Origin of the sequence: uncultured Campylobacter sp. (assembly GCF_938045345.1) — a bacterium.
Classification (GTDB): Bacteria; Campylobacterota; Campylobacteria; order Campylobacterales; family Campylobacteraceae; genus Campylobacter_B.
Genome location: NZ_CALIMS010000053.1, coordinates 15694 through 41021, shown reverse-complemented (window position 1 = coordinate 41021; position 25328 = coordinate 15694). Strand labels below are relative to the sequence as shown.

At 46.2% G+C, this 25328-nt stretch carries 26 protein-coding genes and 1 pseudogene; 5 read left to right on the top strand and 22 right to left on the bottom strand.

What is annotated here, in order from left to right; all coding sequences use genetic code 11:
* Positions 1-148 precede the first annotated feature (148 nt).
* Together tpx and Q0144_RS09195 are read left to right on the top strand one after the other, a co-directional pair.
* A complete protein-coding gene (gene tpx / locus Q0144_RS09200; RefSeq protein ID WP_297990427.1) occupies positions 149-679 on the top strand; it encodes a thiol peroxidase in 531 nt (176 codons plus the stop codon).
* The gene (locus Q0144_RS09195) at positions 679-843 is read left to right on the top strand and encodes a hypothetical protein (protein WP_297990429.1); all 165 of its coding nucleotides are present in this window, start codon (positions 679-681) and stop codon (positions 841-843) included. The genes tpx and Q0144_RS09195 overlap by 1 nt, the downstream gene beginning before the upstream one ends.
* A 461-nt stretch (positions 844-1304) precedes the next feature.
* On the opposite strand, the pseudogene Q0144_RS09190 reads toward Q0144_RS09195, so the two are convergent.
* The 13 genes and pseudogenes from Q0144_RS09190 to Q0144_RS09130 form a co-directional block, all read right to left on the bottom strand.
* A pseudogene (locus Q0144_RS09190) lies at positions 1305-2048 on the bottom strand (DUF4272 domain-containing protein).
* Between the two features lie 165 nt (positions 2049-2213).
* The gene (locus tag Q0144_RS09185; RefSeq protein WP_298063569.1) at positions 2214-2942 is read right to left on the bottom strand and encodes a hypothetical protein; all 729 of its coding nucleotides are present in this window, start codon (positions 2940-2942) and stop codon (positions 2214-2216) included.
* Positions 2943-3048: 106 nt separating this feature from the next.
* Positions 3049-3378 carry a hypothetical protein gene (locus Q0144_RS09180; protein WP_297904579.1) on the bottom strand — a complete coding sequence of 110 codons (330 nt, stop codon included), beginning with the start codon at positions 3376-3378 and terminating at the stop codon, positions 3049-3051.
* 22 nt (positions 3379-3400) lie between these two features.
* On the bottom strand, positions 3401-3763 hold the full coding sequence (locus tag Q0144_RS09175) for a hypothetical protein (RefSeq protein ID WP_298063566.1): 363 nt from the start codon (positions 3761-3763) through the stop codon (positions 3401-3403).
* 112 nt (positions 3764-3875) lie between these two features.
* The gene (locus Q0144_RS09170) at positions 3876-4307 is read right to left on the bottom strand and encodes a hypothetical protein (protein WP_298063564.1); all 432 of its coding nucleotides are present in this window, start codon (positions 4305-4307) and stop codon (positions 3876-3878) included.
* A gap of 32 nt (positions 4308-4339) precedes the next feature.
* Positions 4340-4912 carry a hypothetical protein gene (locus Q0144_RS09165; RefSeq protein ID WP_298063562.1) on the bottom strand — a complete coding sequence of 191 codons (573 nt, stop codon included), beginning with the start codon at positions 4910-4912 and terminating at the stop codon, positions 4340-4342.
* Between the two features lie 277 nt (positions 4913-5189).
* Positions 5190-5492 (bottom strand): hypothetical protein, encoded by a 303-nt coding sequence (locus Q0144_RS09160; protein WP_298063560.1) that lies wholly within the window; start codon positions 5490-5492, stop codon positions 5190-5192.
* On the bottom strand, positions 5477-5752 hold the full coding sequence (locus Q0144_RS09155; RefSeq protein ID WP_298063558.1) for an immunity 53 family protein: 276 nt from the start codon (positions 5750-5752) through the stop codon (positions 5477-5479). The genes Q0144_RS09160 and Q0144_RS09155 overlap by 16 nt, the downstream gene beginning before the upstream one ends.
* Positions 5753-5813: 61 nt before the next feature.
* The gene (locus tag Q0144_RS09150; protein ID WP_298063556.1) at positions 5814-6311 is read right to left on the bottom strand and encodes a hypothetical protein; all 498 of its coding nucleotides are present in this window, start codon (positions 6309-6311) and stop codon (positions 5814-5816) included.
* 498 nt (positions 6312-6809) lie between these two features.
* Entirely contained in the window at positions 6810-7676 is an 867-nt protein-coding gene (locus tag Q0144_RS09145; protein WP_298063553.1) for a hypothetical protein, read from the bottom strand.
* 208 nt (positions 7677-7884) lie between these two features.
* On the bottom strand, positions 7885-8394 hold the full coding sequence (locus Q0144_RS09140; protein ID WP_298063550.1) for a hypothetical protein: 510 nt from the start codon (positions 8392-8394) through the stop codon (positions 7885-7887).
* A gap of 233 nt (positions 8395-8627) precedes the next feature.
* The gene (gene pepE, locus Q0144_RS09135) at positions 8628-9461 is read right to left on the bottom strand and encodes a dipeptidase PepE (RefSeq protein ID WP_297941632.1); all 834 of its coding nucleotides are present in this window, start codon (positions 9459-9461) and stop codon (positions 8628-8630) included.
* Positions 9462-9691: 230 nt separating this feature from the next.
* Positions 9692-10792 carry a hypothetical protein gene (locus Q0144_RS09130; protein ID WP_298063548.1) on the bottom strand — a complete coding sequence of 367 codons (1101 nt, stop codon included), beginning with the start codon at positions 10790-10792 and terminating at the stop codon, positions 9692-9694.
* Positions 10793-10940: 148 nt separating this feature from the next.
* Between Q0144_RS09130 and Q0144_RS09125 the strand changes: the two genes are divergently transcribed.
* A complete protein-coding gene (locus Q0144_RS09125) occupies positions 10941-11198 on the top strand; it encodes an MGMT family protein (RefSeq protein ID WP_298063546.1) in 258 nt (85 codons plus the stop codon).
* Between the two features lie 716 nt (positions 11199-11914).
* On the opposite strand, the gene Q0144_RS09120 is transcribed toward Q0144_RS09125, so the two are convergent.
* From Q0144_RS09120 to Q0144_RS09080, 9 genes are all read right to left on the bottom strand, one after another.
* The gene (locus tag Q0144_RS09120; RefSeq protein ID WP_298063544.1) at positions 11915-12748 is read right to left on the bottom strand and encodes a methylated-DNA--[protein]-cysteine S-methyltransferase; all 834 of its coding nucleotides are present in this window, start codon (positions 12746-12748) and stop codon (positions 11915-11917) included.
* Positions 12749-12793: 45 nt separating this feature from the next.
* Positions 12794-13207, bottom strand: a complete 414-nt coding sequence (locus Q0144_RS09115) for a hypothetical protein (protein WP_298063542.1) — start codon at positions 13205-13207, stop codon at positions 12794-12796.
* Positions 13208-13223: 16 nt separating this feature from the next.
* Positions 13224-13946, bottom strand: coding sequence for a CorA family divalent cation transporter (locus Q0144_RS09110; protein WP_298063540.1), 723 nt, complete (start codon positions 13944-13946; stop codon positions 13224-13226).
* A gap of 1256 nt (positions 13947-15202) precedes the next feature.
* Positions 15203-17410, bottom strand: a complete 2208-nt coding sequence (locus Q0144_RS09105; protein ID WP_298063538.1) for an endonuclease MutS2 — start codon at positions 17408-17410, stop codon at positions 15203-15205.
* Positions 17400-18272, bottom strand: a complete 873-nt coding sequence (locus Q0144_RS09100; RefSeq protein WP_298063535.1) for a hypothetical protein — start codon at positions 18270-18272, stop codon at positions 17400-17402. Before Q0144_RS09100 ends, Q0144_RS09105 begins: the two co-directional genes overlap by 11 nt.
* A gap of 61 nt (positions 18273-18333) precedes the next feature.
* Positions 18334-19641: a UDP-N-acetylmuramate--L-alanine ligase gene (gene murC / locus Q0144_RS09095; RefSeq protein WP_298063532.1), complete on the bottom strand. Its 1308-nt coding sequence runs from the start codon at positions 19639-19641 to the stop codon at positions 18334-18336.
* A 518-nt stretch (positions 19642-20159) separates the two neighbouring features.
* A complete protein-coding gene (gene recR, locus Q0144_RS09090; protein ID WP_298063529.1) occupies positions 20160-20729 on the bottom strand; it encodes a recombination mediator RecR in 570 nt (189 codons plus the stop codon).
* Entirely contained in the window at positions 20726-21967 is a 1242-nt protein-coding gene (locus Q0144_RS09085) for an ArsS family sensor histidine kinase (RefSeq protein WP_298063526.1), read from the bottom strand. Before Q0144_RS09085 ends, recR begins: the two co-directional genes overlap by 4 nt.
* Positions 21964-22635: a response regulator transcription factor gene (locus Q0144_RS09080; RefSeq protein WP_005870149.1), complete on the bottom strand. Its 672-nt coding sequence runs from the start codon at positions 22633-22635 to the stop codon at positions 21964-21966. The genes Q0144_RS09085 and Q0144_RS09080 overlap by 4 nt, the downstream gene beginning before the upstream one ends.
* A gap of 129 nt (positions 22636-22764) precedes the next feature.
* Here Q0144_RS09080 and dnaJ point away from each other — a divergent pair, with 129 nt between their 5' ends.
* Positions 22765-23859, top strand: a complete 1095-nt coding sequence (gene dnaJ, locus Q0144_RS09075) for a molecular chaperone DnaJ (RefSeq protein WP_298063523.1) — start codon at positions 22765-22767, stop codon at positions 23857-23859.
* 223 nt (positions 23860-24082) lie between these two features.
* The gene (locus tag Q0144_RS09070) at positions 24083-25327 is read left to right on the top strand and encodes a hypothetical protein (RefSeq protein ID WP_298063520.1); all 1245 of its coding nucleotides are present in this window, start codon (positions 24083-24085) and stop codon (positions 25325-25327) included.
* The last annotated feature ends 1 nt before the right edge of the window (position 25328 follow it).

The following is a 25328-nucleotide window of genomic DNA, read 5'->3' as shown; positions in this document are numbered from 1 at the left end:
AAAATTTCATCTTCGCAGAGCGATCTACGCGCCGATCATATCGGCCGAGCTGGCGGCGCTCTAGCCCGCCTGTTTTCGGATTTAGCAGGCGTTTGCTTTCGCGGGTTATAATGCGCCCGTTTCAGATATTTTAAAACAAAGGAAAATCATGCAACAAACCAAATTACAAGGCGTAAGCGTCGATCTTTTGGGCAGCGAGCTTAAGCTGGGAGATAAGGCGCCCGAGCTCAGCCTGGTCGCAGCCGATCTTAGCGAGGTCAAAGTCGGCGGCGGCACGGGCAAGGCGCAGGTCATCATCGCCGTGCCGTCCCTGGATACGGACGTGTGCGCGACCGAGACGCGCAAATTTAACGAGCGCGCCGCGAGCATAAAAAATACCGAGGTTTTCGTGATCTCGATGGATCTGCCGTTTGCCGCGGGCAGATTTTGCTCGACCGAGGGGATCAAAAATTTACGCGCCCTAAGCGACTTTCGCGATAAGGAGTTTGCGCGCGCATACGGCGTGCTGATCGCGGACGGCGCGCTTGCGGGGCTAACGTGCCGCGCGGTTTTCGTCGTGGATACCGCAGGTAAGATCGCTTACAAGCAGATCACGGACGACATCGTAGATGAGCCCGATTACGACGCGGCGCTCAATGCGGCGGCGTTTGCGAGCGGAAGCGCTGCGACGCAGGGCTGATGCAATTTCTAGGTCTGCGGCGCAGACGTTGCCCGCTTAAATTTAGCGGGCTTAAAATACGCGGACAGGCGCCTTGCTCGCCCGCAACTTTAAATTTTAAAATTCCGCGGCGCCCTGAAATTTGGCAGGTCGCGTCTGAAATTTCAGCGGATCTGCGTTTGTGATCCTCTTTGCGCAGTTTGCAAGAAAAATTTTAAAATTTTAATCTCCAATTGATTCATAAATTCTCACATTCGGTATGCCTTTCGATCCGTCGGCACATATTTTGGATTTAGAAAAAACAGCGCGCGATCGGGTTTTAAATTCCGATCTTATGCTTGCAGTTGTGGGTACGACGATGCAAAAATAGTTTCTAAATTTGAGTACAAAGAAGGAGTGTAAGCGGCGGTGCCGCAAAGCTAAACAAGGCGCGGATAAAATTTGCGGGCGGAGCGTGTATGTAAATATGTAATCGAGCAAATTTTAGACGCAACGACGTATAGCAAAGAGAAAAAACGCGGGAATTAAGGCGAAGTATTTTTCGCTTAAACGAGGCGAAATTTGATTTTTAGGTGTAGGCCAGGCAGATAGCCTGCCGAGCCTGAAAATTAAATTTCAACGAAGTATAAGCAGAAAAAGACAAGCGCTAAGTATTCAAGTCCGGATAATCCCACGCATTATATTCATCCGTCAGATTATCGTTTTCGTCCCCCTTGCAGCACAGCCATTCTAGCCCGCCGCGCCTCTCCATCACGACCTCTTCGTCGAGCCCCGCGCAGTCTGAGCCGTGCACGCGGGCATTGACGCACGCCCAGTGGTAGCGGTAGATAAGATCGAGCGCCTGCAAAATTTCATCCGTGCCCCGCAGCTTCACGCGCGCAGAAAAATCGCCGCCGCTAAAGGTATCCATCACAAATCCGCAGTCGCAGATACCCTTTGGAAAGCTAAGCTCCTCCACGAGCCCCATCGCCTACATCAGCGACCACAGCGACTCGTATTTCCAGCCCATATTCACGGCCTCGTCGCGGCTCGCCTCGCCCTGCACGACGCGGCGCTCCATGCGCGTGAGCTTGTCTATGCAGCCGTAGCGGTTATCTAGAAAGCCCTGCACGCCCTGCTTATCCTCGTCTGCGAGCTTGCCCTCGTCTCTGATCGAGCAGGCGCACATTATCGTCGCGTAAGAACAGATCGCGCGAGCGATGACCTCGTCTTTTTCGCGCGGAGTGATCTCGTCCGTCTCGTATCGCAGCGGCAGATGGTCAATGTACGGCACGCCCTGCGATTTTAAAATTTCGATGCTTATATCCTTGCGCTCCTGCGCGGTCTTGCCGATCTTTGCGGCGTTTGCGCTATTTTTGCCACCTTTTTTGAAAAGATTTAACAAAGCCATCGTCTCTCCTTTTAAATTTGATGAAATTATAACAAAAAGGGCGCTTAAATTTTAAAATTTAAACGCACGTCAATTTAAAATTTTATTTTCCAGTGATACGCATAAATTTCTAATTTTGGGCTGCATTACTTAATCCATTTAACGGCTAAATTTTAAATTATGAGATTATACTATCTCTACCGATATTTGAGCGTCGATTTTGCCGCCATTTTCTTTTAAAATTTCAGGAAATCCCAATTTTATAATCTGCTCTTCGGAGAGGCTATAAGAATAATGGATATTTGCCTCTACGCTCAGCGGAGCGACTATTTTTGCAACTTCGCTAAAAGGCAGCTTAACGTCCAATAGCGCCACGTAAAAGGCTTCCGTATCGCTATCAAAGACATTTATATAGCAGCCTTTTATATTTTTATCGCCGCTATTTGGAGCTTTGATTATTCTTTCATGGCCGGCAGAGGAACCAAAGAAGTATGAAAAACCGGGCTTAACCATATCAAGGCATCCAAAAGATCTCATCTGCTCTATGTTTAAGCTATAGCCATATACATAATAAGGATCGTCTGCATCCGATTTTACAATTTGTTTTATGTCTTCCAAATCAAGATCTATTTGCCGCGAATCGGCGTAGCTCTCATCGATACCGAAAGATGTTATATCATAATATGTCTTATAATACATATCGCGTATATGAAATTTAATTCGCTTATCACTTAAAAGCTTTGGATCTATTTTTATACCGAGTTTTTGCGCGTCCGATTTCGCAATCGATTCGGGCTCGAATATAAATTCTTTTCCAAAACGACCGCTTTGCCCTTTTGGAATTTTAATCCAATACAGTTCTCGTCCATCTCTTACCGGAAAAAGATAACGGAAAATACCTTTTACGCTTTTCATTTTTGAATCCTTCTTGTTTTATTTGCTTTCTCAAGCTGCTTTAAATTTACGCTATACGCGCTTAAGATACTCTGCGCGTATTGAAATTTATACCTTAAGGCGGCGCCTATCTTTTGTATGGTATTATATCGCTCTTTTTTACAAATACTTTTATATCGCTGCACTTTTCAACGACCTCGCACCACTTATCATCGCAGTGGCTTATTACAAATATAGGATAATCGGGTCTTGCCAAGACATCATTTTCATTTTTGGATGCATAGGTTCTATATTCTCCCTCATAAAAATAACTATATTTATGCCTATCCTTAAACCAATACATATTCTTTTGAGCGGATTTATCATCGGCGCCGGCGCATTTGGCGGCATATTTCATAAAATACGGCTCACATCCGCAAAAGAATAATAACAATATAAAAGGTGCGAAATACTTCACAGCTCTCCTTTCAAGTATAAAATTAATATCTTTTTACTATATCGTCTTTCTTTACAAAATACTCTTTTTGACCGCAAGGATAGTAAATTTTACACCACTTATCGCCACAACTTTCGATAGGAACAAGTCCCGCCAACCCTGCGTTTATCTGCGTAGGTATAAAATTTTGCTCTGTTTTAATATAAATTGTACGGTGCACGTTTTTTTTAAAGGCATAAATTTTGCTATCATCGATTTCATAATCCGCTCCGAAGTCAAAAATGCCTGCACACTGACTAACAAATCCATAATTATTGCTTGTTAAAAACTTATTAGGTATCGGATTCATGCAGCCGCTAAATATTGCCATCCAAATTATGACTAATACTAATGTCAAAATTCTCATCTTATTTTCGCTCCTTTATCGGAATTCTATTTATAACGCCTTATGATATTTCCGTGCGGATATATCTAAATTTTAATTTATACCTTAAGGCGGCACCTCATCTTTTAAAATTTTATTCCTCATCGCACCGATTTTGTACCTTCTTTAGCCACTCCTCTTCAAATTTATAATATTTCTCAAGCTTTTTATTCTTTTCTATTTGATCCGATTTTTCTATCTCGGCATAATTTTGCAGTTCGCCTCCGCACTTAGGGCAAACGCCCCCATCTTTAACGTCCGAGAAATTATAAAATTTAAGACACTCTTTGCAGCGCATAAATTTAGGATAATATTTTATGCTTTTTTCGGAGCGAAAAGCAAGATATAAAAAGAAAACGCACGCCGCAAAGCATAAAATTCCTATGATGGTACGCAGATATGCGCTATCAAGCTTTACTGGTGCCATAAAGCCGGGTTTTATATCGACTTTTCCCGATAGAGCGGCCGCCAGTCCCCATGTGAAAAAAGCAAAAAATCCGATTAATGCAAAAATTCTATTTAGCATTTTTATATATTCCTCTATAACAAATCAAAATTTCATCGCTTTTTAAATTTACGCTTTTTGATCTTCGGAGTTTTAACACCTTGATGAGGAGCGTTTCTTCGCCAATAGTCGCCGTCATTATACTCCGTAAGCTTTTTGCCGCAGTATGAGCAAATTTGATCCGTATCTTTGACGTCCTCGTACATATAAAATTTAAAGCAGTCCTTACACCACATATACTCTGGGTATCTTTTTATGTTCTTTTCAGGATGGAGGGCGAGGTAAAAAAACGAGATACTAATAAGTAAAACCAAAAATCCAGAGATAAGAAAAGGATATCCGATTTTACTTTGTATTCCTGCGGGATCTTGCGTTGTAAAAATTTCTATAGATATTATTAAAAGACTTAAACCTATCAAGGCATTAATCACTCTACCTATTTTTTTGTTTATGAAAATTCCTGCAGAAACAAACAATACGCCGATGATAAAAATCTTGATAATGTAGACCGGCTCAACTGCGCTCCAGCCCCCGTATTTAAAATACATCTTTCCGCTAAAGCAGCCAAGAATGCTTTCAAATACAAAAAATGTGCCCAAAAGTATTAAACCTATCCTAGTGCTCATTTTTTATTCCTATGGCTTTTTTGAGATAGTTGTCATTGTTTGAATAGCGCCTCATTAGGCTGTAGCTTGTTGTCGGGGGCATATTTTCATTAAGCATATCGTTAGCAAAATTTATCAAATTTGATAAAATATCTATTTTAGCCATCAATGTTGTATTCACCCTCACACCTCTATAACCATATCCTTATACTTTTCATAAAGCTTTGGCTTGAAAATTTTAAATTTCATAATGCTCCTTTTTAAATTTAATCGGTTGGCGATATTTTATTTACATAATCTAAAGCTTTATCCAATCCTTTTTCTTTACGCCGAATTCAAATTCGGCCTGCTTAAACGCATCCTCTATACTTTCATGATAGGTATCGGTTTGCTCTTTCCCCGATTTGTCGAGACAAAATAGATAAAATCCGCTGTCGCCATCGTATTGAACGATGCTTAAAGCAAACGGCTGTGGTAAAATTTTATTGCCGTCGTAATGAGTAGTATTTCCAGTGGCTACGAAGCTCTTTTTACTATCTTTCAGATAAATTTTATATAGCTCTTTCATAATGCTTTCGCTAAATTTTAATCCGTTAGCCATTTTACCACGTATTCCAATAACTCCTCTAAATTCTCGGCTCCACAACTTCCTTTGAGTTTGTTTTCCGTGGCATTGACGAAAAACCAATCCTCGTCATCTCTATCGACATTTATTTTTATCGGCTTTTTCCCGTTCTCGCCATCGATTTCGATCCACCAGCCCGGGTTATCGACCGTTTCCAGCGTAAGGCCGTATTGATGCTCCCATTCCCCGTCGCATTTGGAAGCATACCAGTTTTGTATAAGCTTTAGATTATTCATTGTTTCCTCCTACGTTTAATAATTTTTCTAGTATTTCTAATACCTTCTTCTAAAGGTGCTACTATAATGTTTTTGTCCAAAAATTTATCGCATTTTTTATCTCTTTTTCAAAATGTTTGAATGGTATATAAATTTCTTCTTGCTCATAGGGTTTTAACTTTTTATATTTCTTGGAATGCGTAATTCTTGTAATATTTTCATAATTTTTTTGCAAAAAATCTATGATTATTTTTACCTCATCTCTGCTAAATTGTTTCGCTCTTGCCCGCCGCATAGGCGGTGCAAATGCTTGAATAAACATATCTTCTATAATCGCTTCATCGCCGAAGCGCTCGTAAAAATCAATAAAATCCAGGATATAATACCTAAAAGTATAATCATTGAAAACCTGCAAATCTCCCGATAAGAGTTTGATTGTGCTATGGTCTAAATCGCACAGATCTTTACTGCACAGATCTTGCTCGACAAGCTCATCCTTTTGTACAGGATTTGTTATAATTTCCGGCTTTTGCAGTTTAAGCCGCGTCTTTAGCGCTTTTATTCTACTTGATAAGTTCATTTATTTATTCCTTTGCGCCCAAAGCGTTTGAAACGGAGAATTTCATCGCTCGCGCGGAATTTCGTATTTAATATGGCATTTTTCTCCAAATAAAAGTCGTTGCGAAATTTTACTATCCCAAGGGTTAAATCAAGCTTTCAAATTTTAATGCACGCGAAAAGCAAAAGCTCAAATCCGCTTAAATTCGGCTACTAAATTTAGCCGCCTCGCGCATCGACTGCCGACATTACCGCAGCGCGGTTTTCTGCCCTCTCATCCTCGGCGTTCTTGATGGTGTTTTGATGCGGCGCCTTGTCGTAAAATCTCCACGCGAGCGATCCGCACTTTTACGGCGATTCGGACAAGATAAAAAATTGTAAATTTCTTCCGTTTTTCTAGATTAAATTTCTGCGGTTGCCCGCATCGATTTTGCGGCATAAAAGCGTCGTCGCTTCTTTTGCCGAATATAACCGCTTCGCCGTATTCGGCAATGATCGGCAACATACGGTAAGTGATTAGTTATTTCGCGCTTGGGGCGTCGTCCTTAAAATTGGGGGCTAAAGTATAAAGGTGCTCAAATTTTGCTACGAAGCCTTCGCGCAGTAAAGCCTCAAGCGCCCGATTAAAAAGCGCCGTTTGCGCGGCCGTATCCGCACAAGAATTTACGGCGAGCTCGTCGTGCGTTTGCGACGACTGCGCGATAAGCGCACGGATGATCGCTCCTCGCGCCTGACGCAGAGATCCTTTAAATTGAGACTGCTTGACGTAGTGTTTGCTTTGCCTGTTCGGATTGTCCCGCCGCTTTTTGAGCGCCGCGCCGTAGTCCATCAGCGCATAATACCACGTTCGCGGATCCTCCTCATAAAGGCTCGCGCGCACGAGCGGCGCGATTTCTTTATCGTTCACTTCCTCGCGGTACGAGAAAAAGAAGTGGATGAAAACGGCGCGGATATTCGTCTCGATAAAAATCGTGGGCTTATCGTAGGCAAACGCGGCTACGGCTGCGGCGGTGTAAGCTCCGATACCAGGAAGCGTCCGCAGTGCGGCAGGATTAGAGGGCACGGCGCCGTCAAATTCGCGCACGATCTTTTTGGCGCACTCGTGCAAATAGCGCGCGCGGCGGTTGTAGCCCAGACCCACCCAGTACCGCAGCACCTGTGTAAAAGGCGCGTCGGCGAGCGCGCACACGGTGGGGAATTCCTCCAGCCAGCGCGCATATTTGGGGATCACTCGCTGCGTCTGGGTCTGCTGCAGCATAAACTCCGATACGAGGATCGCATACGGATCGCTCGTTTGTCGCCACGGCAGCGCCCGCCCATGTTCGCGGTAAAAAGATAAAATTTCGTTTTGAAACTCCGCATAATCCGTGCCGTTTGCTGCCCGCATAATTCGCTCCCTTATCTTAAATTTAAACCTTACGTATCGGCGCTACTGGGTACGTTTATGCGCCGAACCGCCTTTTGGTATTTTTCGGTTTTTAAAATCTCGGCTACAAGCTCATCGCCGCTCGGCGTAAGCGAGCGGCGATACAGGCGGAAGTGCTCGTTTGCTCGCCGCGGCGTCCTTTGATCTTTAAATCGGCGATGCCGCCCGTTTACGGCGTCGTAATATTCGGCAGTTTGTCGTTGTTCAGATCAAATTTCAAAATTTTACCGTCCATGCAGCGCTTCGCGTAAAAATAATCTTTGTAAAAAGAAGCGCCGCAGCTAAGCCCGCGACCGATCTCTTCGTCGTTTTTGAGTTTATTTCCGGAGAAAATTTTCCGAATAGCCGCGCCCGGATTTTTTGCGACGAGTCGCAGCGCGATCATCTCTATAGCTTCTTGCGTTTCTCGTCCTCCCGTGCCTTCGATGATGCTTCGATACATATCGTCGTAAAATACCTTTGCAGGCAGTTCGGGCTCTTGCGGCGATTCTAGCGAAATAAAAAATTTAAAACTTTGCTCCCGATCGCTTAAGTTTCGGCGGCCGCCCACATCGATTTTTACGGCACTATAAGCGCCGCCGCTTTTTTGCAAATATACCGTCCCGCCGCAGCCGGCAAGGATGTCCGCGATATACGGAATAAAATCGCCGAGCGGCATAAGAAGGTGGACGCGGGGCATTTTATCTGCGTTTTAAATTTTACTTTTTATGGCTTCGGCGATCGTGCGCCGCTTTAAATCGATGCTTATCTTTTGATCGCGTGTCCGCATAAGCAAAGCGCGCTTTATCGCATAAATTTAAAAAGCGGCGCCCGAATTTAGCCGAGCGCCGCAATTAAAAATTTAACCGATTTGCGCATTTGGCCGAGCGGTGCCGCCTGACGCACCTATTGGTTAAATTTAAGCGGGTGCGATCAATACTTAAACGAGCTGCCCGGCTCGATCAACTTAACCTTTTGTTTATAATTCATCTTTAGCACCGCAGCAGGCCCTAGCACGGTCGCCTTCTCGCCCTCAAGCCAAAACGCCGTACCCTCCGGCATCGCATAAACCGTCGATTTTTGATTAGCGATCAAAAATTCCTCCAGCCTCTCCTCTCTACTCTCGCCGTTGTGCCCCGCAGGCTTGCCCGAGATGAAGTGCGGATTGATCTGGTGCGGGAAGATGTTGAAGGTATTAAACGACTCGGGCTCGATGATCGGCATATCGTTCGTCGTCATCATCGTAGCGCCCGCGACGTTCGAGCCCGCGCTCCAGCCGATATACGGCGTGCCGTCCTCGACCATTTTGCTAATCAGGGCGATGAGCTCGTTTTCATACATATCGTGCACGAGCTTGAAGGTGTTGCCGCCGCCTACGAATATGCAATCCGCGCTCGCGACTTCCTTCGCGGCATTTTTAGCGTGATGAACACCGACGATATTCAAGCTTAAGCTCGCAAGCGCCTCTTTGACGCGCTTTTCATATTCGTCGTAGCTCCTGCGAAGGCTCGCGTAAGGGATAAAAACGATCTTTTTGCCCGCGAGGTTGTTCTCCTGCGCAAATTTACCGATCCACGACACCGCGTGCGATAGATACTTCGTGTCTTTGTAGCCCGAGCTTGAGAGCAGCAGCGCTCTTTGCTTGCTATGATCGCGCTTGGAGAGCTTAAACGCCTTTTCGCTCGCAACCAGTTCGCTCGTACCGAGCATCGCAGCGCCCGCCGCCAAAGCGGCTACTTTTAGCAGGTTTCGTCTTTGATTTTGCATCTTTTCTCCTTTAAATCAAAGTTGATATCTGTTTTGAAATTATATTCCTTTACATATAAAGAGGGGCTGAATATTCGGTTTAAATTTCGCTCGCCCGAAGGCCTCGGCAAGGTAAAATTTTAAAACTACTAAATTTTGAAATTAGGCGAGGCGCCGCGTCGTAAAATTTAAAAGCGCGGCTAAATTTAATGAAATTCAGGGCACCGACACGAGGTTAAATTTAGCGAGATTTACGCTTCGTCCTTCGGAATATAAGTGCTTCGATTAAACAGATAGCACGCTACAAAAACGAGAAAACAAAGCGATAATACATTTGAACCGCTCAAAAACAGACCTATTATCCTCTCATTATTTTTAGCGATCAGCGCCGCTATTATGAGCGCAAGCGGATAGAGGATCAAAGCCACGCTGGCTAAATTTTCGATTATAAAAACCGCCAGAGAAAAGCACTGATTTTTTATAAAAAGTTTGCTATATTTTTTCGTCGGATAGCTTTTTAGATAAATTCGCGTAAAAATATATGGTAAAACCAACACCGCAGCAAGAGAAAGAAGCCCGCCCAGAACGTTATTTACAAAGCTTGCAAACCACGAAACTAAAACCGTAAAGCCCACAAACGTCACGCTAGAGCGTCTGATAAGCCTATGTGTGTCGTAGCGATTTTTTAGATTACGCGGTAAATTTTTAAATTTTGCGTCCAGGTCGTTTAGTTCGGTTAGTCTTTCCTCTGCGGATTTTGCGCTTTGAGTCGCCAGATCGGGCTCCCTGCGTAGATCTGAAGCCCCGGACGCGGGTGTATATGAGCTTTTATTGAAAAAATAGCATATCGCAAAGATTAACAAGCAGATTGGAGCCACTAAGAGGCCGTATAAAAATGCATAAATACCATATCCTCCGTCATTATCTTCGACGAAAAATGACCCCAAAATAAGCAGAATCGGATATAAAATCAAAACTATGCTGGCAAAATTTTCGATCGTAAAAACCAACAAATTATCCCCTTGATCTTTGATAAAAAGGTTGCTGTATCGCTTAGTCTTAGTGTATCTTAAAAAACAGATCGTCGCACATATAGGCAAAACTATTATCGCGACATCACGAATATATATAAAAATTTCAGATGATAATTTTATACCGATATTTGTAAAAAATGACTCTAAATATATTCCCAATATCATTAAAAAATAAAAAGTAGCAAACGCTGATGACCAATACGCCATAATCACGCGTCTGATAAATCTATGTCTATCGTATCGCTTCTTTAAATTTTCAGGGATAGCGGCAAATTTCTCGTCCAGCTCTTTCGTGTCTGATTGAAATTTCTCGTCCACAGCTCGCTCCTTTTAAAGCGCTAAATTTTAGAAATTATATCGAATTTGGCGCTGCAAAGCGGCTACATTTAGGTCTAAATTTAAATGCGAAAAAGTATAATTACGCCATGGTTTTGACACAAAATTTGATCTATGAAATTTTACCCTTGTGGAGGAGATCCCCGCGGGCAGGGTCGCTAGCTACGGACAGATCGCACGCTTGATCGGGCTACCCGCTTGCTCGCGGCTCGTGGGGCGCGTGCTCTCGCAAGCAGAGCCTTACGGCAGCTACCCGTGCCACCGCGTCGTAAACCACGCAGGAGCCTTGGCGGCGAGCTTTGCGACTCAGCGCGAACTGCTAGAGGCCGAAGGCGTGGAATTTAGAGGCGAGCGCGCCCGTATGAAAAAGCATCGCTGGGAGCGCTAAGATCTAATTGCTACAGCCTGAAGCACGGAATTTACAGATCGTTTGAAGCGCGAAATTTTAAATTGTCCGCGACATGGAATTTTAATTTATAAAATTTTAGATCCGCGCAGGTTTAAGCGGCGTAATAGCGGCGCCATCGACCGCCAAGAGCCTGCGAGCTTCATTTGTTTGTAGATGCGGCGCAAATCATCATGCGCGAAAAGATAAATTTTATCTTTTTTGCGCGGCGGTTTAAATGCTGCACTAAGCGGCTCCTCGGCAATCAGCCCGCCGCGGTTTTACGAAGCAGGCGCGACGCCGCCTATTAGTTTTCTTGTCGCGCCCGTTTCGACGCCGCTTGTAGATTTTTGGCTATCGCAGATTTTGCAGCGGCCGATCTGTTCGTCCTCGGCGCGTTAAAATTTTAAATCGATGCGGCTTCTGCGAGAGGCGGAGAAAAAGCGGCGAAATTTTAAATTTTGCTCAATCCACTCTATGGGCGCACCAGTGCGGGACGTTTTGCGGTGCGCCGATTTGAGTTTCAGGCGGGGCTCCGTTTCGGCGGCGTAGCTAGGCTCATTTGACGATACGGCTCGCAACGCTTATCGTCCTTTTGGTACAAGCCCCATCTTGCGCGGCTTTGCTATCCGGCTGGCTTTTTTTGGGCCTTTGGCGCGCTACCGGCCGCTTAAATTGTATTCTTACGGCGCAGTGCTATTTGAGGGCGTGAAAAGCCCCTACATATTGATGCCTTCGAGCTTCAGCAGCTTTATTTTTCTATCGATGCCGCCCGCATAGCCCGTGAGGTTGCCGTGCGCGCCTATGACGCGGTGGCAGGGGATGATGATCGAGATATCGTTGTGTCCTACTGCACCGCCCACGGCTTGCGCGGACATCTTCGCTAGCCCGCGCGCCGCGGCGATTTCGCGCGCGATCTGCCCGTAGGTCGTAGTTTTGCCGTAAGGAATTTTGAGCAAAATTTCCCACACGGCGCGCCTAAACGCCGAGCCCACGGGATTTAGGGCGGGCGTAAAACCCGGCTCGCGTCTGCTAAAATACAGATCGAGCCAGCGCTTAGTTTGATCGAAAACGGCCAGATTTTTCTCCTCGAAGTAGCCGCTTTGCTTGTTTATGCAAAATTTTTCACCCACGCTTTGCGCCGAAAGGTCGGTCGCGTAAGATTTTTTGCTCGCATCCTGAGCCGCAAAATCGCGCTCACAGAATTTTTCGCTCGCTACAAGTACGTTCGCGCAGAATTTTACGTCCGCGCCGCTCTCCGCTTCTGCGAAATCGCGCGCGTTGTACTTTTCATCTGCGCCGTTCGTCGCTTTTACAGCAAAATCGCTCTTTCCACTCTTTTCCAACGCCGCAAAATCGCGCTGTGTTTCGCTTGCGGCGTGCTTCTCTTTTGCGAACAGATCGGCGCTGTCCTGCTTTTCATCCGCACCGCTCGTCGCAAGGGCGTGCGCGTAGTATTTCTCGCCCTCGAACCACAGCCCACAAAGCCCCGCCTCATCGCCCGCGAGCGTGATTTTACCAAGCGGCGAGTCGTAATATGCGATAAATTTCATCGTTGCTCCTATTTTGCGATTAAATTTAGGCGTCGCAAGCAGCGCCTAAATTTCCCAAATTTCTAAAATTTGCGGACAGATTTTAGCTACGCTCTGCTTAAACTCCGCCTTTTGCGCGGCGCTCGGGTTGCTAAGGGCTTCAAATTTGCAAAATAGCTCCGCGATCTTTAGCCAGCTCGCAAGATTTAGATCGAATTTTTTCAAATTTGCTTCGGACAAAAACTCCAGATCATGGTCGTAAAACGCGATCTCACCGCTAGAGCTTAGCAGCCAAAGATCGCCGCTGCCGCCGTCTGCAAATATACAAAACTCGCGCAGCAGCCCACTATCGCCCTCAAAAGGAAATTTCGCCGCGTCGTTGCAGCGCGCGATCTCGTGCTCTTTCAGCACTCTAAAATCGCCCGCAATCTCCCTGCCGAGGTATCCGCCTAGGATATTTTTTAGCTCGTTTTTGTTCAAATTTTATCCCTTCGCTTTAGCTTCGTTTTTTGGCGTAGAGCATAAGAAAGCCGACCATCGCCGCGAAGATCACGCACATCGCAAGCGTCACGATGAGCGTGCCGTGCGCCGAGCCGCTTAAAAATAGCCCCGTCGTGTTCATCCCGAAAAAGCTCGTGATGAAATTTAGCGGCATCAGCAGCGACGAGATGATCGTGAGAATGTAGATGTTGCGGCTAATTTTGTCGTTTTTGAGACCCTGGATGAACTGATAGATATCCTCGATCCTGACGGCATATTCGCTCATCACGCCTTTAAAAACGCCCGCTTCGTAGGCGTAGTTTTTCAGCTGTTTTTTCAGCGCCGGCTGCTCATTTGCGCAGATGAGCAGCGCCTCGTAGAAATGCGAAATTTTGTTTTGAAATTTGCGGATTTCGTATTTTAGGACAGAGTGCCTTTTCATAAATTTTGAAAAATCGCCGCGCCGCGTGTAGATCTTTTCGTAATTCTCAAGCTCCGCGGAGTGCTCTAAAATTTTATCGCGATACTGCGCGAGGATCTTTTTGACGACCGCGAAAAACTCCGCTTCGCTGCTAAGCCGCACCTCGCCGCCCGCGTCATCTTGCGAATAGATCGCGCCCGCATCAAAAATAAAGCGGTAGTTTTGCTCGCGCGGCGCATCCGTCACGAAGTACACATACTCGCGCTCCTCGGCGTAGTAGTAGCCCGAAACGCTGCGCTTTTCGGTAATCGGGTTCAATGAGACCTCCTTATTCAATCGTTTTAAATTTGCGGAATTTCAGAATTTCGCTCAAATTTACGGAATTTTGAAATTCCGCTGCCTATAAGAATTCTGAAATTCCGCCGCTAATAGGAATTCTAAAATTCCGCCGTAGCTTAAATTTTATCGTATTTGGAATTTCAAAATTCTTTTGTGTTTGGAATTTTAAAATTTTGTGAGCTGTAAATTTCGGCTAAATTTTAAAATTTAGCATGCCGTAATTCAACCCCTATTAAAATTTAACGCGAGCCGTAAGGCTCGCCCCTTTAGCGTACCAGGGGTTGGGGGATTTTAAGAGCGAAGGGGAGCGCCTCGCAAGTAGCGCCCCTTCCCCCTTAAGAGAAAACGTCGCCACGACCTAATCTCTAGAGATAAAATTTTATATAGCGAAATTTTAAATTCCAAATTTATATTGCCGTTTCGCTATTTATAAATTTAAAAGTAGCACTTGCCTTTATAAAATTCCGTTTAAATTTTAACCCACGATATGTTTCTCTTGGGGCGGGAAGGAGGCCCCGATTGCGAGGTCGCTCCCTTTCCTGCCCCGAAAGAAATACACAAAGAGCTAAAAATACTGAAATTTAACATAGTGAAATCTTTATAAATTCGAGCCGGCGTATGCGTTACACATAATCCGTAAGGGGGGGCGGCGCTCAGAGTTAGCGGGGCGCCCCCTTACCAACCCCCACCCGCGCGACGCTAGCGGTGCGGACTACGTCCGCGCTTATTTTACATTGCGACTACACCGTATGAAGTTCTGGTGCAACTACATTTTTATAAAATTTAACGCAAAGCCATACTGAAAACGGCTGTATCGTGTAAATTTGGCGCAAGTTCTCGCTGAAATTTATCGCAAAGCTAAACTATAAAACTCTTGTGCAAAACTGTATTAGAATTTCGCCGCAGAATTTTAAGGTAAAATTCTGCGTCTAAGCTCAGTACCGCATTTGGGGCGGGAAGGGAGCTTGAATTGCGAGGTCGCTCCCCTTCCCGCCCCAAACCCCACCCATCCCCCGACGACGCTTTAAGCGGTGCGGACTACGTCCGCGTTATTTGAATTGCGGCTCACGCCGCATAAAATTTTAGTGTAAAAGCCAAGCTACAAATTCCGCGGCGAAATTCTACGTTAAAAACACCCGTGCTTTTGCAAAACCTCGGCGAAGGCATAGATGACATGAGCGAATTCCGCATCGTTCGCGCTGGCGTCTGAAGCGAAAAGACCTTTGAGCTAGAGCCTAAAGCGAGACGACCTTTGAGCCGAAGCCCCCTTCTGCGGGCGTGCCGTCGCGAAAGCCCTTGACGCTCGGGTGTGATTTTAAAAACTCCTTGACCGCGAACGCGAGCTTGCCCGTGCCGATGCCGTGCTTGACGATGATCTCATCAAAGCCCATCACGAGGCTTTGGCTGATAAATTTATCAAGCCTGCTGATTGCTTCCTCGGCGCGCAAGCCGTGCAGATCGAGCACGAGCGACGCGGAGGCGGGCTTTTGCACCTTGATACTGATATTTTTTACGGACGCGGGCGTCGCACCGCTGCGCTTTAGCTCGCTAAGCGGCACGCGCAGCCTGATGCCGTCGCTTAGCATCAGCGCCTGGGTTTTGCTGAGCGATAAAATTTCGCCCTTGATCTTGCCGTATTTGACGCGATCGCCCACCTTGAGGCTTTGCGGCTCGGGCGTGCTGAGTTCGGGCTGCTGCACGGCTCGTGCAAGCTCGTTTGCGCGGTTTATGGCGCGCTGCTTTTCGCGCACGTCGCTTAGGCTCACGCTGCGTTTGGCCTCCGAAATCGCGCGGTAGTATTCGTTTTGCAGCCTTGAAAGCTCCGCCCTCAGCTCGCTTTGCGCACGCTCGCGCTGATCTTTTAGCGCTTCGCTCAGCGCGTCTAACTTCTCCTCTTTTTGCTGCGTCTGCGCCAGCTTTTGTTTTAGCTCAAGCTCTAAATTTATCGCTTTTGAGATCGCTTCGTTTAAATTTTCTTTGTTTTCGCCGTAGTTTTTGCGCGCCGCGGCGATCAAATTTTGCGCTATGCCGTAGCGCAGCGCGGTTTCAAAGGCGTAGGATTTGCCGATCGTGCCCTTTAAAAACTCATACTTCGGCGCGCTGTTTTTCTCGTCGTAAAGTGCCGCCAGCAGCTCCACGCGCGGATCTTTCGCAAGCAGCATCGCCAGGCGCTTGTGATGCGTGGTGATGATCATCTTCACGTCGCCGCTCATCAGCTGCTCGATCATCGCGCCGTATAGGCTTGCAGCCTCCTCAAAATCGGTACCCAGCTCGATCTCATCGACGCCGATTAGAATCTCTTTGCGCCCGAACAGCTTGCTAAAGGCAACCATTCTGCCTGCAAAGGTCGAGATGTCGTTTTTGGAGTTTTGCGGATCCTCCATTATGAGCTCGAACTCCTTAAAGGTGCCGATGCGGCTGAGGCTTGCGCGAATAGGCATCGGAAGGAGGTATTTGGCTAGCAGCGCCGCGCTTAGAATGCTTTTTAAAAGCATCGATTTTCCGCCCGCATTTACGCCAGTGATGAGCAGAATTTTTCCGCTAAATTCCACGCTCACGCGCTTTGGATTTTTAAGCGCGGGGTGGGCGAAGCTATCTAGGACGATGTCGCGCGAAGGCTCGGGCAGGACGAACTCGTAATCGCTCGCTCTTGCCATCGCAGCGCGCGCAATCAGCGCGTCAATCGCGTCGAAAGCGGCGTTTATAAATTTCAGAAAGGCTAAGTTTTTATTAAAAACTGCGCTAATCTGCTTGCAATGCTCGAATACGATCTGCTCTTTTTTATCCAAAATCGCGCTTTGAGCGGACTTCAGAGCTGCGATCGCGTCTGGAAGCACGTAAAAATAGCCTCCGCTTGAGCGCGCTACGACGCTGCCTTTTAGCACGTGATTAAAGCCGCCGCGCACCAGCAGAGCCTCGGTATCGCTTATGTAGTGGATCTGCGTGTCGGCGAGATAGGGCGAAAGGGCTTTGGAATAGATCAGCCTTTTTAGCGTCTGTTCGATCTCGCCCTTTTTTATCTTAAACGCCTCGTTTAGCGCGCCGAAGCGCTCGTCTATCGCGTCGCGAAAGCCGCCCTGATCGTCGAAATAATCCTTTAATTGCGCGATAGGCGCAGGAATTTCGATCTTGGCAAGCCAAGCGGCAAGTTTGCCCTCAAAAGGCTGCTTTTTGAGGTACAGAAAATATCGGACGATCTTGCTAAACTCGTAAATTTCGCTGATATGAAGCACGCCATGCTTTGAGATGCGCATCAGCGCGTCGTCTAGGTTCGCGACGCTCTCGCACTGCGCGAGATCAAATTTCGTAAGCTCTGAAATTTTTTCAAAATTCAGCTTGCTATCGCCGCTTAAAAACAGCGGCTTTTCGCGCGCCAAAAAGCTTTTAAATTTGGCTAGATACTCGCCTAGATCGAGGCGCGTAAAGAGTTCGTCACTGATCATAAACGCACTCTTTGATTTTATAAGTTTTGCCCCTAAACTCCGCGCCCGCGCTTTTTTTGGCGATGAAAGCGCCCAGCGAAAAGGAGTAGGTGAAATTTTCTCGCGTCACGATCTGCGCGGAGGCCTGTTCTTTGTCTGCAGCAAAATTTTGCGTAGCTTTAGAATTCTGCGCTGTAGAACCTTGCATAGAATTTTGCTCGGCTACGTTAAAATTCTGCGCGGAGCCTTGGGGATTAGAGGTTTGCGTGTCGCCTAGTTGCACGGAATTTTGTGAGGCAGAGCTTCGCGTACCTCCTTGGCCTGTGGAATTTTGCGGCGTGCGGTTCTGTGTATCGTTCTGCTGCGTAGAATTTTGTGAAGCTACGTCTAAATTTTTAGTAGAATTTTGAGATTTAAAATTTTGTCCAGGCTCGGCGGAATTTTGCGAAGTAGGGCTTTGTGCGGAATTTTGTCCGCCCGAGACAGCGCCGTTTATTTGCGCGGCTGAAGCCTGCTCGTTCGTTTGCGCGGCGGAAGCGGCTCTGTCCTGCGCGTTTAAATTTACTTCGCCGGCTTGCACGCCCAAATTTTTCGCATCCGCGCCGCGTGTTTCGGGAGAGGAATTTGCCGCGCCACGCGTTTCGGAAGTGAAATTTATCGCGCCGCCGCATCTTAATCTGGCGCCTGCGTTAAATTTAAACACCATCTCCTCCTCAAGCTTGGCGGAGCGCTCGCTCGCGCTTTCATAAAAATACGCTCCCGCGCACAGCAGTACAATCAGCGCCGTGGCGATGATTTTAGCCCTTTTGCTTAAAATTTCGTCCCGCACGAAAAAGATCGCCGCGATAAATAAAAACGCGAAAATAAACACCAAAAATCTCAAATTTTATCCTTGCCCGCCCGTAGCGGAGTTTGTCTAATAAATTCGGCGAGAGCTTTCAAGCTTAAAATTCTCCGCGCAGCTGATAGGTGATGTCGCCTGCGCCAAATCCGATCACGAGCCCGTCGTTTATGATGTGGCGGACGCCGAAAATATCGCTAAATTCTATTTTCTCGCCGTTTCTAAAGACTCGCTCGGTAAATAGCGCGCCCAGTCCCTTAAACTCCTCTTTTAGATCGATGCCGTTACTAGGCTCGCCCGCAGCGTAAACGGGCAGTACGACTAACTCCTCCACGCCCGCAAAGCATTCTTTAAAGGCGTTTAAATTCGCCTTGAGCCTGCTGAATCGGTGCGGCTGAAAGATCGCCGTGATCTTGCTAAGACCTAGCAGGCTAGCGTATTCGCGCGCGCTTTGCAGCGTCGCTCTGATCTCGGTGGGATGGTGACCGTAGTCGTCGATGAGCACGAAGCTCGGGGTGGCGCACAGGATGTCGAAGCGCTTTTTTATGCCTTTGTAATTTAGCAAATTTTTACGGATCTGCTCTAGTCCCGTCTCGCACGCCGCGGCTAGGATCGCTAGCGACGCGTCAATCGCGATGTGTCTTCCGAGCCCGTAAACCTCGAAGCGCCCGAGCTCTTTAAGATTAAAGCTCATAAACGGCTGATGATCGCGCAGCAGCACCTTCAGATCCGTTATGTCGCGTGAAGGAAAGAGCTTGATACAGCCGAGCTTTATCGAGCTTAAAAACTCATCCTCGGCGTTTATCACGCGGATCTTGGCGCGCTCCAAAAAGCCGCGATACGCCGCGTGAAATTTATCCAAATCGTTGTCGTAATGATCCATATGCTCGGGCTCAGCGTTGGTCACGACCGCAACGTAGGGGTTGGAATTTAAAAAGCTAGAATCGCTCTCGTCGGCTTCAAAGATGATGTTTTCGCTGTTTTCATATTTCATATTCGAGCCGAACTGCTTGGAGATCGCGCCGATGATAACCGAGCCGTCTATTAGCGCCGAGGTTATCGCGCTCGTGGTGCTTTTGCCGTGCGCGCCGGCGACTGCGAAGACGCGCTTGTCTTTTAGCACGAAGGGCAGGGCCTCCTTACGCGAGAGGCAGACGATCCCTTTTTTGCGCGCGGCTTGCAGCTCGACGTTGTCCTCTTTGATCGCGGCGGAGTAGATGACGATCTCCTGATCCTTGATCGCCGAAGCGTCGTGCGGCGTGATGATCTCCATGCCGTCCGCTCTTAGCTTGTAGGTCGTCTCGCTCTCTTTGATATCCGAACCTGAGATGATAAAATTTTTCTCGTGTAAAAATCTCGCTAATGCCGATATTCCTATGCCGCCGATGCCGATAAAATGAACCTTTTTCACCTTTTTCCTTAAATAATATAATAGATAATTACGTTTAAATTTTTAAATCCCGCGCCGGCGAAATTTAAAAATTTAAACCATTCCGCGCCTTGAAATTCGCCTTTAAATTTTACGAGCTCGCCGCATCGCGCAACCCCGTCTGCTACTTCCAAATCCGCTTTTAAAATTTAGCGCCCGAAATTTGCTGCTTAAAATTTCGCCTTTTAAAATTTGAGCGCTCTAAATTCCGCGTCCGAAACTTCGCTTCGAAACGGGGCGCTTAAATTTTACGGCTCAAACTCGCCGTTAAAACCTCGCGGCTAGCGAGGTGCCGTTTGTCGCCGTGCCTGCCGCATCGCTTCGCGCGCCGAAGCCGCGTAAATTTTAATAAATTTCATCGCGTTCATCGCACGTCCACTATTTAAATTTAACGCCCCAAATTTCGCCGCTTGGGCTTTGCGGCTAAATCTATTCGCTGCTTTATGTTTTAAATTTAGCCGATATCTTTATCCGCATAAATTTAAAATTTCGTCGGAATTTTAAATTTCGGTGCGCCCGTTGATTGCCTTTATTAGCGAGAGCATATCGACGTTATCTAGGCTCACGCCCGTAGGTACGCCTTGAGCGAGCTTGGTAAATTTCAAGCTTAGATCCGCGAGCTTATCCTCGACGTAAAGCATGATCCCGTCGGAGTTGATGCTGGGCGTCAGCGCAAAAATCAGCTCGCTCGCGCCGTTTTGGCTCACCATCTCGCGCAGCGCCGCGATTTTATCTTCGTCAGCGGCGTCTAGCACGAAGTAGCGACCGTTGTAAATTTTATTGCTCTCTAAAATAAAGATATCTTTTGGGTTTTCGACGATGCAAATTTTATCGCTTTCGCGCTCATCGTCAGCGCAATATTCGCAGATCTCGCCCTCGCATACCGCACCGCAGATGCGGCATCTGTGCAGTCCGCGCACCGCCTCTTCGATATTGTGCGCTAAATTTAGCCCTAGGAAGGAATTTTGCACGCTTACGTAGTACGCAAAGCGCAGGGCGGACTTTTTGCCCACGCCGGGAAGCTTTTCAAAGCTTGCAACGAGCTCTTCGAACCTATCTCCGCCGCTCATATGGCGCCCTTTGGCGAAAAGACGATCGAGAAGTAGTGTGTGCCGTCGCTGTAATTGTACTCGAAGCGGAATTTATGCAGCTCGCAAATTTTATCGATGATGTAAAGCCCAAGCCCCATGCCGGTGGCTTTCTCGTCTTTATTTCTGATAAAGGCCTGCTTGTAGTGCTCGAATGATTTTGCAAGCGCCGCGCCGCGGTTGGCGACACTTACTTTATTTTCGTCGCAGATGATGCGAACTTTTTTATCGCTGGAGTATTTTAGGGCGTTATCGATTAAATTTTTAATCGCCAGTGCAAATAGCCCGAAATCCACGTTTATCACCGCATCGCACTCGATATCCGTGCTGATAAGCTCATCCCAATTATCGAGCATCGACATATCTTTGACCTGCTCTAAAATGAGGCTGAAATGATAATCCTGATAGTTGAGCGAGTAGCTTTTTGAGAGCAGTTGCTCGATTTTTGCAAACTCGTTGATTAAAATTTCAAGCCGCTCGAAGACATTGACGAGCCGCTCTTTTTGTGTTTCGTCCTCAAGCATTTCGGTGATTAGCCTGCCCTTGCCGATCGGGGTTTTAAGCTCATGCATGATGGTGCGTAAAAATAGCTGGCGCGAGCGGATTAGCTCTTGAATTTTAGCAATCGCATTGTTAAATTCCTGTGCGACCTGCCCAATCTCGTCTTCGCTGTGCGTGGCGGCTAAATTTACGTCCAAGTTGCCCTGGGCGAATTTTTTGATATTTTTGCTTAGTTTTTTTAGCGGCGTAAAACTTCGCACGATCGATAAATAAAGCGAGATCAAAACCGCCATCGTAAGCAAAAATCCGACCCAAAGCGGATCGTTTAAATTCTTCGTGCCAAGGCTTTCGAAAACCACGACGAAAGAGTTGTTTTTGATATTTAAAAACAGTGAATTATTATACTCAACCGAACTAAACTCGCCGATAGAAGTGTCTTGGACGAAAAAAATTTTACCACTCGTGATGATGTTTTGGATGATATTTTTATCTTTTACAAGCTCCAAGCCATAGCTGGAGAAGTAGCGCTCAATATCGCTGGGAGGGGCATTACGCTTGTATAGCTCAAGTAGATTATTGACCGCGTTTATTTGATTAGCCTGCATGCTACCTAGAGCTCTATTCATCTGCATCCGTGCGAACGTGATGAAAAGCACGCAGACTAAGATGATCGCGATTACAAAAAAAACCGAAATTTTGGTGATTAATGAGTGCTTCATCCTATGAGCTTGTAGCCGATACCGCGAACCGAAAAGATATGCTTAGGCGCTTTGGAGCTGTCGCCGATTTTGGTGCGTAGGCGTCCGATGATAACATCTAGGCTCTTTGAATCCTTGTCCTTTAGGCTCTTGCAGTGATATACGAGCTGCTCGCGAGATACCGAAAAACTATGCTGCTTGATTAGGTATTCTAAAATTTCATACTCCGCAGGCGTTAGCACGAGCGACTCCTCGCCGAAGTAAATTTCATGGCGCTTGTCGTCGATGCGAAATACGCTATCTGTGGCGGTTTCTTCCTTTTCGCTGGCTTTTTTATAGCGACGAATTAAGCTCATAATGCGCGCGTGCATCTCTTTTGGATCATAAGGCTTCGGCAGGTAATCGTCCGCGCCGATCTGAAGGCCTACGACGCGATCGCTCACGTCGCTTCTAGCCGAGCTGATGATGATCGGAATGTCGTATTTCTCGCGGATCTCTTTGCAGACTTCAAGTCCGTCCATCCCAGGAAGCGTAAGATCTAAAATTAGCAGATCGTAGTTTTTGATCCCTGCGCTAATGCCCAGATACGGGTCTTCGAAGTTTGTAACTTGGATGTTAAATTTGGCCAGATATTCGGTTAGAAGCTGTGCGAACTCGCTGTCGTCTTCTATCATCAATACGTTTATCATTTTTTATCCTTTGCATCGTTGATTTGAAATTTTAAATATTGCATTATACATAAAAATAGTTAAGTCTTAACTTGCGTTTTATTAAATTTAGATAAAATTGCCCCTTTTGTATAGTTCAAGGAGAATTTCGTGGAAGAAGACTATTATGAAATTTTAGGCGTGGCGCGCGATGCCGACGCCGAGACGATAAAAAAGGCGTTTCGAAAGCTCGCTTTGCAATTCCATCCCGACCGAAACCAAGGCGACAAGGAATCGGAGGAGAAATTTAAAAAGATCAACGAAGCGTATCAAATTTTAAGCGACGATCAAAAGCGCAGGATGTATGATCGCTACGGCAAAGAGGGCATCAGCGGCGCATACGGCGGCGCGGGCGGCGGAGGATTTGACTTCGGCTCTATTTTCGGCGATTTTTTCGAGCAGGCATTCGGCGGCGGCGGTCGCTCGGCTCGTCCTAGCGATCCATACGGCATAGATACCGAGCTAGCCGTAACGCTGGAATTTAAAGAGGCTTTGGAAGGCGTTCACAAGGAGATAAAATACAAGATCAAAAAGCCGTGCTCCACCTGCGACGCCACCGGCTCGAAGGATAAAAAGAAGCATACCTGCTCCGCTTGCGGCGGCACTGGGCGCGTCGCGGTCAGGCGCGGATATATGAGCTTCATCCAAAGCTGCTCCGAATGCGGTGGCACGGGCGAGATCGTAAAAGATAGGTGCAAGGATTGCGGCGGCAAGGGCTTTACCGAGGAGGACGTGAGTCTTAAATTTGACATTCCTGCAGGCATCGACGACGGACAGCGCGTGCGCCTAAGCGGCAAAGGCAACGTCTCCAAAACCGGCGAGATCGGGGATCTGTACGTGATAGTGCGCGTGAAGGAGGACAGCCACTTCCTGCGCGACGGAGACGACCTGTATATCGAGGTGCCGGTGTTTTTCACGCAGGCGATCTTGGGCGAGAGCATCGAGGTGCCGACGCCGCGCGGCAAGGCAGAGCTGAAACTCAAAGTAGGCACGAAGGACAAGCAGCGCTTCACGATCTACGGCGAGGGCGTGCCGAATATCCGCACCAAGAAAAACGGCGATCTGATCGTACAGGTAAACGTCCAGACGCCTAAAAAATTGAACGAGAAGCAAGAGGCGCTTTTGCGCGAGCTTCAAGAAAGCTTCGGCAGTAAGGGCGGAGACGACGAGGGGATACTCGATAAAATCAAGAATTTTTTCAAGTAAATTGCCTTGATTTGCCTTGATCTGTTTTGAGCGGTGGTCTTGCGGTTTTATTCACCAAAGTACGGGATTTTCGCTTGGAATCTCGCTAAGAGTTTGGATGTAATTTCGGTGTAAATTTCGTGTCATTATTTGGATAAAATTTAATTAGCATTTAATATTATTTAAATTTAAAGATTCTTAATATTAGTAAAGCAAATTAAAATTTTTATAATTAAGAGGTAGGATGATGTTAAAACAAATTTTAAATGTAGCGTTAGCATATGTTGGGGTTATTGTCGGTGCTGGATTATCGTCCGGTCAGGATCTGATGCAATATTTCGTCAGTTTTGGCAAATGGGGTATTCTTGGAGCCGTTATTCTTGGTATCCTCAATGCCGTCTTTGGTAAAATCATTATTACATTCGGTAGTTATTTTAGATCCAATGATCACTTTGAAGTTCTTTCACAAATTGCTGGATCTATCACTAATAAAATTCTTGATATTTCTTTAATTATTTGCTGTTTTGTGGTAGGTTTTGTCATGATTGCCGGGGCTGGATCAAATCTTAATCAGCAATTTGGCATGCCATTCTGGTCAGGAGCACTCCTATGTGCCGTATTGATAATCCTTGTTAGCTTTCTTAATTTTGAAAAAATCACGAATGTGATCGGAATATTTACGCCTATTATTTTTATCATGATTATGATTATGGCAGTGTATACCTTTGCAAGTCAACGTTTTGATTTTAAAGAATTAGAAACAATTGCAAATACAATCTCTACTCCAATGCCAAATATCTGGTTTTCTGTTCTGAATTATTTTTCGCTCTGCGTTATGACAGGTGTATCAATGGCTTTTGTATTAGGGGGATCCATTATGAGGATTGGTGTAGCAGAAAAAGGTGGTACTTTGGGTGGATTTATAATCGGTATTATCATCACAGTTACAACCTGTATCTTATATGCAAATGTAAAACTTGCAACGACTGTTGATATTCCTATGTTGGCTATTGCCAAACAGATTCACCCTGCATTTGCGTTTGTGTATGCACTTGTTATCTTCGGCTTGATCTTTAATACTGCTTTCAGTTTATTCTATGCCTTAGCAAAACGTTTCTCATCTAATCAATCAAAACGTTTTTATCCAATTATGATTGGCACCGTAGTTGTAGGGTATATATTATCCTTTATGGGCTTTAAAAAATTAGTATCGATTATGTATCCAATTCTAGGTTATATTGGTTTTATAATGTTGATGGTATTACTAATTGGGTGGATCAAAGAGAGGTCAAATGTTAGAGATGAGAAGTTTTTGCGTCGCAAGATGATTTGGTTGATCACAAAAAAATATGATGATGAACAGGAATATACGAAGGCAGATAAAGAAAAATTTCAGAAGCTGGGTGAGGATTCAATAGTTGATACTAAAAGTATTAAAAGCGATATCAAAGATCTTGTCAAAGAGCAGTTCGCTGATGATAACAAATAAA